This is a genomic window from Actinocrinis sp. (assembly GCF_035938995.1).
Taxonomy (GTDB): domain Bacteria; phylum Actinomycetota; class Actinomycetes; order Streptomycetales; family Catenulisporaceae; genus DASZGI01.
In genome coordinates this window covers 1-12,432 of record NZ_DASZGI010000018.1, presented here as the reverse complement: position 1 = coordinate 12,432, position 12,432 = coordinate 1, and the positions used below count along the sequence as shown (strand labels likewise).

General features: G+C 70.3%; 13 protein-coding genes. 6 read left to right on the top strand and 7 right to left on the bottom strand.

Translation table 11 applies throughout. From position 1 onward, the window contains the following. On the top strand, positions 1–819 hold an 819-nt coding region (locus VGZ32_RS00945; protein WP_326883818.1), incomplete at its 5' end, for an aldo/keto reductase. A 6-nt stretch (positions 820–825) separates the two neighbouring features. Here the strand turns inward: VGZ32_RS00945 and VGZ32_RS00940 are convergent. From VGZ32_RS00940 to VGZ32_RS00930, 3 genes are all read right to left on the bottom strand, one after another. Then, entirely contained in the window at positions 826–1,692 is an 867-nt protein-coding gene (locus VGZ32_RS00940; RefSeq protein WP_326883817.1) for an SMP-30/gluconolactonase/LRE family protein, read from the bottom strand. Positions 1,693–1,806: 114 nt separating this feature from the next. After that, entirely contained in the window at positions 1,807–2,622 is an 816-nt protein-coding gene (locus VGZ32_RS00935; protein WP_326883816.1) for an SDR family oxidoreductase, read from the bottom strand. Next, entirely contained in the window at positions 2,622–3,374 is a 753-nt protein-coding gene (locus VGZ32_RS00930) for an SDR family oxidoreductase (protein WP_326883815.1), read from the bottom strand. Before VGZ32_RS00930 ends, VGZ32_RS00935 begins: the two co-directional genes overlap by 1 nt. 135 nt (positions 3,375–3,509) lie before the next feature. Between VGZ32_RS00930 and VGZ32_RS00925 the strand changes: the two genes are divergently transcribed. Further along, complete coding sequence (locus tag VGZ32_RS00925; RefSeq protein WP_326883814.1) at positions 3,510–4,202, top strand: HAD family phosphatase; 693 nt, start codon at positions 3,510–3,512, stop codon at positions 4,200–4,202. 49 nt (positions 4,203–4,251) lie between these two features. Continuing rightward, on the top strand, positions 4,252–5,235 hold the full coding sequence (locus VGZ32_RS00920) for an NADPH:quinone oxidoreductase family protein (protein ID WP_326883813.1): 984 nt from the start codon (positions 4,252–4,254) through the stop codon (positions 5,233–5,235). 105 nt (positions 5,236–5,340) lie between these two features. On the opposite strand, the gene VGZ32_RS00915 is transcribed toward VGZ32_RS00920, so the two are convergent. From VGZ32_RS00915 to VGZ32_RS00905, 3 genes are all read right to left on the bottom strand, one after another. Continuing rightward, positions 5,341–6,195: an aminoacyl-tRNA hydrolase gene (locus VGZ32_RS00915; protein ID WP_326883812.1), complete on the bottom strand. Its 855-nt coding sequence runs from the start codon at positions 6,193–6,195 to the stop codon at positions 5,341–5,343. Positions 6,196–6,344: 149 nt separating this feature from the next. Continuing rightward, positions 6,345–6,839 (bottom strand): hypothetical protein, encoded by a 495-nt coding sequence (locus tag VGZ32_RS00910; protein WP_326883811.1) that lies wholly within the window; start codon positions 6,837–6,839, stop codon positions 6,345–6,347. Positions 6,840–7,159: 320 nt separating this feature from the next. After that, a complete protein-coding gene (locus tag VGZ32_RS00905) occupies positions 7,160–7,912 on the bottom strand; it encodes a maleylpyruvate isomerase family mycothiol-dependent enzyme (RefSeq protein ID WP_326883810.1) in 753 nt (250 codons plus the stop codon). A 137-nt stretch (positions 7,913–8,049) separates the two neighbouring features. Between VGZ32_RS00905 and VGZ32_RS00900 the strand changes: the two genes are divergently transcribed. Further along, on the top strand, positions 8,050–9,225 hold the full coding sequence (locus VGZ32_RS00900) for a glycerate kinase (RefSeq protein ID WP_326883809.1): 1,176 nt from the start codon (positions 8,050–8,052) through the stop codon (positions 9,223–9,225). A 98-nt stretch (positions 9,226–9,323) separates the two neighbouring features. Here the strand turns inward: VGZ32_RS00900 and VGZ32_RS00895 are convergent, their stop codons facing one another. After that, positions 9,324–10,469: an alkaline phosphatase family protein gene (locus VGZ32_RS00895; protein WP_326883808.1), complete on the bottom strand. Its 1,146-nt coding sequence runs from the start codon at positions 10,467–10,469 to the stop codon at positions 9,324–9,326. A 248-nt stretch (positions 10,470–10,717) separates the two neighbouring features. Between VGZ32_RS00895 and VGZ32_RS00890 the strand changes: the two genes are divergently transcribed. Together VGZ32_RS00890 and VGZ32_RS00885 are read left to right on the top strand one after the other, a co-directional pair. Then, positions 10,718–11,494 carry a VOC family protein gene (locus tag VGZ32_RS00890; RefSeq protein ID WP_326883807.1) on the top strand — a complete coding sequence of 259 codons (777 nt, stop codon included), beginning with the start codon at positions 10,718–10,720 and terminating at the stop codon, positions 11,492–11,494. Between the two features lie 285 nt (positions 11,495–11,779). After that, positions 11,780–12,432: acVLRF1 family peptidyl-tRNA hydrolase (locus tag VGZ32_RS00885; RefSeq protein ID WP_326883806.1), on the top strand; the 653-nt coding region annotated here is incomplete at its 3' end.

Here is a 12,432-nt window from a genome sequence, read left to right as displayed (position 1 = left end):
TACGGCGACGGCCGCAGCGAGACGATCATCGGCGAGCTGCTGCGACAGCGCCCCGGCGCGGGCCTGACCGTGGCCACCAAGATGGGCCGCCGGGCGCCTCTGGACCCCGCGCTGTACACCCTCGACAACTTCCGGGCGTGGACCGACCGCTCGCGCAAGAACCTCGGCGTCGACACCCTGGACCTGGTGCAACTGCACTGCCCGCCGCAGGAGGTCTACACGACCGACGCCGTGTACGAGGCGCTCGACACCCTCGTCTCCGAAAAGCGCGTCGCGTCCTACGGCGTCAGCGTCGAAACCTGCGACCAGGCCCTCGCCGCCATCGCCCGCCCGGGGATCTCGACCGTGCAGATCATCCTCAACGCCTTCCGGCTCAAGCCGCTGGACGCGGTGCTGCCCGCCGCCGAGCACGCCGGGGTCGGCATCATCGCGCGCGTCCCGCTGGCCAGTGGCCTGCTGTCCGGCAAGTACGACGAGACGACCCAGTTCGCCGCGAACGACCACCGCACCTACAACCGGCACGGCGAGATGTTCGACGTCGGCGAGACCTTCGCCGGGGTCGACTACGCGACCGGGCTCGAGGCGGTGCGGCGGCTGGTGCCGCTGGTGCCCGAAGGCGTGAGCACCGCCCAGTTCGCGCTACGCTGGATCCTGGACCAGCCCGGCGTCAGTGTCGTGATCCCCGGCGCCCGCGATCCGCACCAGGCGCAGGCGAACGCCGCGGCGGCCGACCTGCCGCACCTGCCTCTGGAGACCCGGGAAGCCGTGCGCCGCGTGTATGACGACCTGATCCGGCCGCTGGTGCACGACCGGTGGTGAGCGCGGTCAGCCCGCGAACGCCCAGCCGGGCGCGCCTTGCCCGGCGTCCTCGACGACCAGCAGCGAACCGGCCAAGGGCTGGTCGGCGAGCTGTGCCTCGGAGAGTCCGGCACGCGCCGTCGTGATGTACAGATCACGCTGCTGAGGACCGCCGAACGCACACGCCGTGGCCCGCGCGACCGGCATCTCCACCACGCGGTCGAGCCGGCCGTCGGGCGTGTAGCGGTGCACCGCCCAGCCATCCCATAGCGCCACCCATACGCAGCCGTCCGCGTCGACTGTCATGCCGTCCGGGAAGCCGGGCGTGTCGTCGGGGAGCGTGACGAAGGGGCGGCGGTCGCGCACCGAGCCGTTGGTGGGATCGACGTCGAATCGGTCGACCCGGCGGGTCGGGCTGTCGATGTAGTACATGGTCCGTGCGTCGGGGCTCCAGCCGAGCCCGTTGCTGACCGCCGCGTCGGGGACTATCACCGAGTGGGAACCGTCCGGCGTGACCCGCCGCAGCCTGCCGCCACCCGGCGCCTCGTCATAGCGCATCGTCCCGGCCCACAGGTGGCCCCACGGGTCCACCGCCGCGTCGTTGCCGCGCACGTCAGGCTCGTGCCACTGGGTCAGCCAGGAGAAATGCCGGTCCGCATCGTAAAGCCCGACGCCCTCGGCGAGGTTCACCACCAGACCGCCGCCGGACCGCGGCTTGACGGCACCGACATGCTGAGGCGTGGACAACCGCGACGCGGCGCCGGTAGCCGGGTCGAACTCGTGCACCTCCGAGCCGAGGATGTCGACCCACAACAGCAGGCTCGTAACCGGGTCCCAGGTAGCGCCCTCGCCGAGCACGGCCGTCGCACGGTACGCCACGTCGATCTTCGTCACGGAGCACACGCTATGCGATCGCGTGCCGCTTCGCGCGATCAGCCAGTGCTGATTCCCACGGCGGTGTTCCTACAGCGTTGTTTCCTATAGACCCCGCGCAGCCCTGAAGCACCGTCAGGGCTGCGACGCAGCGGCGTCGATCTGCTGCTGGATCTTGTTCATCCCGCTGAGCCAGCGCTGTGGGTCCGCCGCGCGCGCCGCGTAGAACCCGCCGACCTCGGGGTGCGGCAGGATCAAGAACCTGTTCTCCCGTAGCGCCTCGAGGACCGTCTGCGCCACCTGCTCCGGCTCGATCGCGGTCGGCGTCAGCAGCAGGTCTCCGGCGGTGCCTGTGTCGTCGAGCATGCGGGTGCGCACCCCTTGGGGACACAGCGCGTGTACCTGGATGCCGCGGTGCTGATACGTCGCGGCGAGCCATTCGGCGAACGCCAGTGCCGCATGCTTGGTCACCGAATAGGGCGCCGTGCCGAGCATCGTGAGCAGTCCTGCGGCCGACACGGTCGAGACGAACCGGCCGCGCCCCCGCTCCAGCCAGCCGGGCAGCAGGGCGCGCGCCGCCCGTACGTGCGCCATCACGTTGACGTCCCAGGACTGCGCCCACAGTTCCTCGGCCGCCTCGGGACCGCCGACCGTGCCGATCCCGGCGTTGGCGCAGAACACGTCGATCTCGCCGAACCGTCCGCGAGCCTCGCTCACCAATGTGGCGACGCCCGCCTCGCCGGCCGCGTCGCCCGGCACCGCAAGCCCGTCGATCTCGCGCGCGACCGCCTCCGCGGCGTCTGCGTCCAGATCGTTGACCACGACGTGCGCGCCCTCGGCGGCGAACGCGCGCGCGATCGCGGCGCCGATGCCCCGGCCCGCACCCGTGACCACGACGACCGCGCCCTCGTGCGGACGTGACACAGCGCCCGCCTCAGCCTCGCTCGTCATCACCACGTCCCCTGGACCGAGACGCCGCCGTCCAGCACCAGCGTCTGCCCGGTGACCCACGCGGCGTCGTCGGACAGAAGGTACGCCACCGCGCCGGCGACGTCTTCAGGCACCCCAAGGCGCTTGAGGGGATAAGCCTTCGCCGCTTCCTCCTCGCGGCCCTCATACAGCGCGGTGGCGAAGCGGGTCTTCACGACGGCGGGCGCGACGGCGTTGACCCGGATCCCCGGGCCCAGCTCACCGGCCAGTTCGATCGTCAATCTGATCAAGGCGGCCTTGCTCACCCCGTACATGCCGATCCCGGGGGAGGACCTCAACCCGGCGATCGACGCGACGTTGACGATCGCGCCGCCGTGCTCGCCCATCCAGGCGTCCCGCGCGCGCTTGGTCCAGGCGATCGGTGCCAGCACGTTCACCGCGAAGATCTTCGCCGCCGCGGACTGCTCCACGTCCAGCACCGAGCCGAACACCGGGTTGATACCGGTGTTGTTGACCAGCATGTCGAGGCGGCCGAAGGACTCGAGAGTGCGCGCGACCGCCTCCTCCTGGTGCGCCGGGTCGTCGGCCTTGCCCGGCACCGCGATCGCTCGCTCCGGGCCGCCGAGCTTCTCGACCGCCTCGGCCAGCGTTTCCGCGGTGCGCGCGGTGATGCACACCCGTGCGCCACGCGCGACCAGCTTGGTGGCGACGGCCAGGCCGATACCCCGGCTCGCCCCGGTGACCACGGCCACCTTGCCCTCGAACGAACCCACGGATGACAGCTCCTTCGGTCATAACGACACGAACCGACCGGTCGGTCTGTGCACGCCCAGCATTTATGTGCAGGCACCGCAATGTCAAGAGTATGGACCGTTGACCGTGTGAGGAGTTTCGGCAAAGCTGGGCGGGTGACTGCACCCTCGACCACCCGCCCGCGCCGCGCTCTGCTCATCGACTACGGCGGTGTGCTCACGACGAACGTGTATCAGGCGTTCCAGGAGTTCGCCACGCGCGAGGGACTGGCCGCTGACGCGGTTGTCGCGGCGCTGTATTCGGGTCCGGCCGCCCGGCAGCTGCTGATCGGCCTGGAAGAGGGCACGGCTCCGGAGACCGACTTCGAGCGCGGATTCGGCAAATTGCTCGGTGTCGAGCCGGAGGGCCTCATCAAGCGGCTGGTGCACGGCATGCGCCTGGACCACCGGATGATCGACGCGGTCCGAGCCGTGCGCCGTGCGGGCGTGCCGACGGCGCTGGTCTCGAACTCGTGGGGCACCGACTTCTACCCCGCGGACCTGCTGGCCGAGCTGTTCGACGAGGTGGTCATCTCGGGTCGGGTCGGGATGCGCAAGCCGAGCCGGGAGATATACCTACACGCGGTCCGCGCGCTCGGACAGGAGCCGCGCGACTGCGTGTTCGTCGACGACCTGGCCCGCAACCTCAGGGCCGCGGCCGAACTGGGCATCGCCACCCTCCACCACACGGATGCCGACGCCACGATCTGCGAGATGGCGCGGCTCTTCGGGATCGAGATCGCCACGGCCGACGCGGAAGACCCGGAAGAGCCAGCCGCAGATGACCAGGACTCAGGCAGCGCGGCGTAGGTAGACGCCGCATAGTAAAGACTAAAGAGCAAGCGAGAGGACGCCGCCCGTGAAGGCATGGCAGGTCTACCGGAACGCCGAGCCACGTGAGGCGCTGCGTCTCGCCGAGGTCGACCGGCCGGAGCCGGGCCCCGGCCAGGTTCTGGTGCGGGTACGGGCGAGCGCGCTCAACTTTCCCGACGTTCTGCTCTGCCTGGGCCTGTATCAGATCAAGCCGCCGCTGCCCTTCACGCCGGGCCTCGAGCTGTGCGGCGAGGTCGTCGCGCTCGGCGAGGGGGTCGCTGATTTCTCGCCCGGCGACCGGGTGCTCGGCACCCCGGTCCTGCCCGGCGGCGCCTTTGCCGACTACGTGCTGATGGACGTCGCAGACACCTTCACGGCTCCGTCCTCGCTCGACGACGAGGCGGCAGCCTGCCTGCACATCGCGTATCAGACCGCGTGGTTCGGCCTGCACCGCCGCGCGCACCTCCAACCCGGCGAGACGCTGTTAGTACACGCCGGAGCCGGGGGAGTGGGCAGCGCGGCGATCCAGGTGGGCAGAGCAGCCGGAGCGCGCACCATCGCGGTCGTCGGCGGGGCGGCGAAGGCGGAGGTCGCCCAGAAACTGGGCGCGGACGTGGTGATCGACCGGCGCGAGCAGGACTTCGTCGCGGCCGTGAAGGAAGCTACCGGCGGCCACGGCGCGGACGTCGTGTTCGACCCGGTCGGTGGCGAGGCGTATACGGGCTCGGCGAAGTGCGTCGCGTTCGAGGGGCGCATCATCGTGGTCGGATTCGCCGGCGGAACCGTCCAGGCGCCGCCGCTGAATCATGCCCTGGTGAAGAACTACTCGATCGTCGGCCTGCACTGGGGTCTATACCGGCGGAAGGACCCGCAGGCTATCGTCCGCGCACACGCCGAACTCACCGCGCTGGCCGACTCGGGCGCCGTCGCCCCGCTGATCGGCGGACGGCTCGCGTTCGACGAGGTCCCGGACGGCCTTACCCGGCTCGGTGCCGGCGAGACCGTCGGCCGCCTCGTCGTCAAACCCTGAGATGTGAGCCCGCCGATCCGCGGCCTCACCCGCACCGCTGCGCTAGTGCCGTCCCCGCCGTCGGGCCGTGGCCGCGCTGGACTAGCGGGTGGCGCACAGCCGCCGCTAGCGTCTGAGCTCTGCGATCGCGGTCGTCGAGCCCGCGGCGATCTCGGTGAATCCGGCATCGCGGACCGTCGGCAGGTCCGCCGTGACCAGCTTGTCCCACTGCTCCGGCGACGCGGTGCGCACCGCGAGCGGGAATCCGGCGTCGGCCCACGCCCGAGCCTCCGGCTCGGTGAGCGACCACCAGCCGAGCTGTGCGGCGTGCCCCGCCTGCGCCATCGCCTTGCCAGCCGTCATCTTCACGGCTGGATTGAACCAGAGCACTGGGATGCCGGGCGGAGGCGGCGTGGGAGTCTCGGGGTCGTCCAGTTCGGTGCCTGATACCTGAAGCCGGGCCAGGTCCTTCGGCCAGCCGTCTAGCGGAACTGGCGGAAATACCCGTACCTGTGCCGGTGTCCGCCCGGTCGCAGGACCGCCCTCGACATCCGCACCGCCATCTGCTTCAGCCCGCCCGCTGTCATCCGTGTCAACCAGCCCACGGCCGCCCGTTTCTGTCTGCGCACGTCCGTCTACTTCAGCGCGCCCGCTGTCATCCGTGTCAGACCCCGTACCGGCACCGGTCACCGTGATTCCGGGCAGCGCCTCGGCTCGGCGCCACTCCGCACCCCTCGCCCGGCGCACTACCTTCCGGATGCGTGCGTCCTGCCACGCCTCAACCCGCTCGGCCCACTCACCCTCACCGCGCGACCGATCGTCGGCCAGCAGCACGAGCACCGCGCGCGCCGCCGTCTCCAGTGCGTCGGTCCGCGTGGGCGGCGCGTCGCGCTCCAGCCGCACCACCAGCGGCAGCACATACTGCGGGTGCGCGTCCCGGTCGTCGCTGTGATCCTCGAAGATGTCGTCGCTCGCCGTCACGCCACCAGGATGCCAGGAGCCGCGATCTTCGCGCCGCAGGGTTTCGGCTCCGCTGCGGCGTCCTCACGCGATCCGGGAACGCGTCGGGGCCGTCCAGATCGTGGACGGCCCCGGAAAGGTGCGTCGTCAGCGCTGTGTGGGCGACGCGGTTACGGCTGGCCGATGAAGTCGACGGTCAGGTCGGCGGCCTTCGCCGTCGAGCTGGTGGGCGTCGGGTCGAACACTGCGGTGCCCGAGCCGGAGCAGGGCAGCGTCAGCAGGGTCGAGATGGCCAGCTTCGTTCCATAGCTGGTCAGCTGGCCCACCGGCACGACGCGGGTGATCGTGCCCAGGCTGTAGATGATCGACACGTCGATCGCGTCGGCGGCCGAGCCGGTGAAGCCGATGCTGCCCGCGGCGGTATCCGGGGGCAGCACCTGGACGTACTGGCCGGCCAGCGGGTGGCCCGTCTCGCCCGGGTAGATCGGCCCGAAGCAGGCCATCTCGATCGGAGCGGGGCTGATGACGTGGCCGTTGACGTCCGCGACGAAGTACTGGTTCGGGCCGATGGCTGTGGCCGAGACGGGGGCGGCCGCCGCGACGACGGCGACGAGCGCCGGGGCGAGGAGTGCGGCGGGAGCGGTGCGTGCGCTGATACGGAACATGGGAGGATCCGCTCTCTGAGGGATAGTGTGTCCGACGTGTATCAACGTGCTCTTACTCACGGTGCCGCACAGGAGTATCGGCGTGGGTGTCCCGGCGGCGCAACCCCCGATCGGGTGAATGCCCGACTCTGCCAACATCAGCCGCCACCGCATGCCGAATCCGCCGGACATCGGGCGCCGACCCGACTCTGCGATGCATGTGCTGCCGCGCGCCGAATCTGCCGGACGGACGGCGCATGCCGGCCGCACCGCGCCCATCTCGCGAGGCTACGCGGACATTTCAAGACGACCGGTCGTTTTGGACGCCGTGGCCTGCGCCCTCACCAGGTGATCTTGACGCCTTCCCGCCACCGCTTCAGGAGCTGCGCGTCCCCGCCGACCTCGATGTGCTCGGTCCCGCCCCGGTTCCACAGCAACAGGTAGAGGTCCGCCGCCGGCCCGGACAGCGACAGGTCGGCGGGCTCTGCGACGGGCACGACGACCCGGTCGCGCAAGTCCGGCTGGAAGGTCACGGTCCACGCGCAGTCGGCGTCCATGGCGCGCACCGCGATCCGCAGCGGTCCGTCGGTCGCGATCGACCTGCCGCGCCGGGCCAGGAATCCGCCGAACAGCTCGCCGATGCCGTCCGCCGCGAACAGTGTCTCGAAGCGCGGCTCGACTCCCGCAGCGAATTGGGCGTCCGCGCGGTGCACCGCCGTCTCGTGCGCCTGTCGCCGAGCCCAGAACTCTCGCGGGCTCAGCGCCCTGAGGAACGTGTAGCACACGAGATCCGGGTCTGCCGTCTCGAGCGCGTCGACCAGCGCAGCGTGACCCTCGCGGAACCAGGCGAGCAACTTCGCGTCGGCCGGCGCGTTGAAGAACGCCTTCTCCTGCTCGTCCGAATAGGGCTCTACGCGGGCTGTCGTGATGTACGAGGCCGCCCACCGGTGCACGCCGCCGACGTGCGCGACCAGATCCCGCACGAGCCAGTCGGGGCACGTGGGCACGGACGCCTCGAGGCCCGCCGTCTGCGCGGCGTCGGCCAGTTCAGTACCGTCGCGGCGCAGCGCGGCGATGTGCGTAGCGAGGTCCACGCGACGACTGTCTCACGCCGCGTCGACATTCGGGCGGCGGCGGTGTCGAACGTTCGTCGGAGTGGCAGTCGCGTTCGGCGAGTCATTCGCCGGACACGCCGTGGTTGGCGCGCACCCGAGGGCCTAGGGTTCTGACCATGGGAACCCCGACCGCCGCCGAGGCGACCACACAGCATGTCCTGATCGCCCCGGACAAGTTCAAGGGCTCTGCTACCGCCGCCGAGGTCGCTGAGAGCGTCGCCGTCGGCATTCGGCGCGTCGCACCGGACGTGCCGCTGGCGGTGCTGCCTGTCGCCGACGGCGGCGACGGGACCGTGGACGCGGCCGTGGCCGCCGGGTTCGAGCGCCGCGAAGTCACCGTCACCGGTCCGTTGGGCGGGCAGGTCGTCGGCTCGTTCGCGCTACGGTCCGGTACTGCCGTGGTCGAGATGGCGCAGGCTTCCGGTTTGGTTCGGCTGCCCGGTGGACGCCTCGCCCCGCTCACTGCGGGCACGCGCGGCACCGGCGAACTCGTGCTCGCCGCGCTCCGTGCCAGCGCGGGAACGATCGTGCTCGGGGTCGGCGGCAGCGCGACGACCGACGGCGGTGTCGGGATGCTCGCGGCGCTGGGCGCCAGGTTCCTAGACGCTGACGGCCGTGAGCTGCCCGACGGGGGAGGGGCGCTGCGAGACCTGGCGTCGGTGGACCTGACCGGACTCGACCCGCGCCTCGCCGACACAGAGTTCATCCTCGCCTCGGACGTGGACAACCCCCTCCTCGGTCCGCACGGTGCTGCTGCGGTCTACAGTCCGCAGAAGGGCGCGACTCCAGAAGACGTCGTGCGTCTGGAGGCCGGCCTTGCCCGGCTCGCCGACGCTCTTGCGCGCACCCTCGGCCCTGAGGCATCCCGCGCGCCCGACGCGCCCGGCGCCGGGGCCGCGGGCGGAATGGGTTATGGCGCGATGGCCGTCTTGCACGCCCACCGTGAGCCGGGAATCGCGATCCTGCTCGACGTCCTCGGTTTCGACAAGGCATTGATCGGCGCCCGATTGGTGATCACCGGGGAGGGGGCCCTCGACGAGCAGACGCTGCACGGCAAGGCCCCGGCCGGGGTGGCGAACGCCGCCCGCGCGCGGTCGATCCCAGTCGTCGCCGTCTGCGGGCGGCTGCTCCTCGATCCCGCGCGCCTGGCCGAGGCGGGCTTCGCCGCTGCGTACGCACTCACCGACATCGAACCGGACGTGGCGCTCTGCATCGCCGAGCCACGTCCGATCCTGGAAAGCCTCGGCGAACTCATCGCCCGCGACCACCTCCTCCACCTCCCGCGCTCCTGATTGCCGCGGCCGCTGATCGCCCTAGCTCTTGATCGCTCTGTCTCCTGACCGCTTGGGTGCCCGCTGTTCGCGAACCGGCCGCCCCACCTGTTCACCGCTCACGGCAGCGTGACGTCGTTCGGCGGCGGTAGCGTGCCACCGCCGCGCAACAGCACCGGACCGACAGTGATGGGCTTCGCCACGGGAGGCGGCGGCAGCGGTGCAGGCTTCGGAGCCGGACTCGGCGGGGTGGGCTGCACAATCGTGCTGCCATAGGCAGGCGGCGACGGCGCGAAGGAACTCGGGCTCGCGCTCGTGTCGACCAGATCGGCGAGGCCCGCGTCGTCATCGACGCGAGGCACGCCCAGCGCGGGCAGGCCCAGCAGCTGAAGCGCGGTCTTCGGGATCGACATGTGCGAGCACCAGCGCGAGTCGATGCCCGGCCGCACCCGGCCGCCGAACATCAGCAGTGGAACGCGCGGACCGTACGCGAGTTGGATGCCGCCGAGGTCGGTCTCCACGTTCGGCGTCGCCACATGGTCGTCGTATCCGCCCCAGTCGTCCCAGGTCAACATGAAGACCGTGGAGTTCCATAGGCCGGCGGCGGACACCGCGTCCACCGCCTGCCAGACCGCGTCGTGCCCGAGGGTGACGTCAGCGGGCGGATGTTCGTCGTCGGGCGTCGCGTGCCAGATCATCGAGAGCTGCGGAAGCGCGCCTTTAGCGGCATCGGTGAGGAACTGGTCTGTCGCGACGATGTTCGGTGAGCCCGACAGTTGGCTGTAGAACCGCACCGGATAGCCATCGGAGCCGGTGTAGACCCGCCACGTCACGCCGTTGTCGCCGGCGTGGCCGGGCAGCGACGGCATGTCCCAGACCGGCTGCGGACCGGCGCTCGACGGGTTCTTGAGCGTCGGAGCCTGACCGCCGACGATCAGCAGGTGATTGGGCGTCGAGTTGGTCCCGAAGCCCGTGCAGTGGTTCTCCAGGAGCGTCTGCGTCGACGCGAGCCAGGCATAGAACGGCAGTACCGCGAGCGTGTCGAACTGGACGTGCACGCCGGTGATCTGATGCGTCAACCACCGGTAATACGTCGCCCGGTCGTGCGGCGGGTCTGCTGTGGGCGGATCCGCCGCGGTCGGCCGACCTGTCGCGACGTTCGCCCCGAAAGCAGCTATCGACCGCAGATAGTTGTCCGTGGTGTGGTTCTCCTGCACGAGGATGACCACATGCTCGATCCCCGTTGCCGGTGACGGGCTCGCCATCGCTGCCTCCGAGTGCCAGGCCGATTCACTGTTTGGGCTCAACGGATTAAGCCTTCCGGGGAACGCGACGCTATCATCCTTTCCTCACCATTTGAGGCGATATTCTCCCTCATCACCCCTCTTGGGTAGCCGATCTCGTCACCCATTCAGTCGGCAGGACCGTGTGCCGCGGTGGATACGGGGCAGATTGAAGCAGCGATTCCGCCGCGGCAAAGGCGCCGCGGCTGCGCAGCCCTGGAGGTGCGGAGATGGTCGAGTTCACCGGTTATGACGAAGGGACACCCTGCTGGGTCGACCTGATGACCCCCGACGTCGAGGTGGCCAAGCGGTTCTATTCGGCGCTGTTCGGCTGGGACTACTTGGACACCGGCGCAGCCGGCGGCGGATACGTCATGGCGACCCTTGAGGGGAAGCCGGTCGCAGGGATCGGGCCGCAGCCGCCGGAGCAGCCACGGCCGAGTTCGTGGACGACGTACCTCTGGGCGGACGACGCGGACGCGGCGGTGCGGCGGGTCGCCGACGCGGGCGGACGCGTGGTCGTCGAGCCGATGGACGTGCCGGGCGCGGGCCGGATGGCGGTCGTGACCGACCACGCCGGCGCGGTGTTCGGGCTCTGGCAGGGGCGCGAGCACCGGGGCGCCGCGCTTGCCAACGAGCCGGGCACGGTCGCCTGGAACGAGAACCTCAGCGATGACCCCAGCATGGCCCGCGACTTCTATCAAAAGGTATTCGGATATTCATACGAGAACTTCCCGAAGTGGCCGGTCGAGTACGACATGTTCAAGGTGCACGGGTCGGTGCGCGGCGGCGTCGGGATGAAGCCGTTCGAAGGCCGGGCGATCACGCCGAACTGCTGGCAAACGTACTTCTCGGTGTCCGACACCGACGCGGCCGTCAACGAGGTGACTGGCAGCGGCGGACTCATCATGCTCCCGCCCCGGGACACGGCGGTCGGCCGGATCGCCGGGCTCGTCGACCCCGAAGGCGCGCCCTTCTCGGTGATCGAAGTGCCAACCAAAAGGTAAAACGACCGGTCGGCTTATGTTGGTGCGGGATTCGCGCGGTGACGAATCGGTGCGAGATCGGCACGGTGACGTCGCTGCTGTGATGCCGCACTGGCAAGGTGCGGTCGTCTAGGTTTCAAAATGACCGGTCGTCTTAAATGGCGAGAGGTCGGCGTGCCGACGCGCCTGAGGCATCGCGCCTGAGGCAGTACGACTGAGGCAGCGCGGTAGTGAGATCGTGCCCGTGAGATACCGTCGTCGGCTGTGACGGCGAAACCGGCGGCGGGTGGCGGGGTCTGGCTCGAGGTGCCCGCGGAACGGTTCGTCCGATGGTGCGACGGATTCGCGCAGCGGCACGACGGGCTGGTCGCCGCTGCCTTCGAGGGCGCCGACGAGGCGGAGATCCTTGAGCTGGTAGCGGGCGACGGCGCGACGGCCTCGTGTCACGTCCCGTTCGGGCCGATCGACCCAATCGACCCGCGCCCACCGATCGACCCGTCCGCGACGACGCCGGAGACGCCGCTCGATGTAGACGCAGCCGTGAATGCCTTGGCGGCGCACGCGCTGACTGATCGCACCGTCGGCGTGATTCTCGTGCGGCGCGGCGGCTATGCGACCGGCCTGTTCTCAGGCACGCGCCTACTCGACCACAAGGTCGGTGCACGCTATGTGCAGGGCAAGACGAAAGCGGGCGGCTGGTCCCAGCAGCGCTATGCGAGACGGCGCGAGGGGCAGGCGCGCGAGGCCTATGCTGCGGCGGCCGAAGCCGCCGCGAAAGTCTTGCTACCTGTTGCCGACTCCCTTGAGGCGGTGGTGGCTGGCGGCGATGCGGCGGCAGTCGCGGTGCTGCGCGGCGAGACGAGGCTCGCGCCGCTGTGGGCCAAGGAGCGCGGGCCGTTTCTGACCGTCGGCGATCCGCGGCTAGAGGACTTGAAGCGCTGCTCTGAGGCGTTTCGGGC

Bases quoted from the DNA above. Each gene is read 5' to 3' on its own strand.
- VGZ32_RS00935 (WP_326883816.1), bottom strand. From the start codon at position 2,622: ATGACGAGCGAGGCTGAGGCGGGCGCTGTGTCACGTCCGCACGAGGGC.
- VGZ32_RS00910 (WP_326883811.1), bottom strand. From the start codon at position 6,839: ATGTTCCGTATCAGCGCACGCACCGCTCCCGCCGCACTCCTCGCCCCG.
- VGZ32_RS00900 (WP_326883809.1), top strand. From the start codon at position 8,050: ATGGGAACCCCGACCGCCGCCGAGGCGACCACACAGCATGTCCTGATC.
- VGZ32_RS00895 (WP_326883808.1), bottom strand. From the start codon at position 10,469: ATGGCGAGCCCGTCACCGGCAACGGGGATCGAGCATGTGGTCATCCTC.
- VGZ32_RS00890 (WP_326883807.1), top strand. From the start codon at position 10,718: ATGGTCGAGTTCACCGGTTATGACGAAGGGACACCCTGCTGGGTCGAC.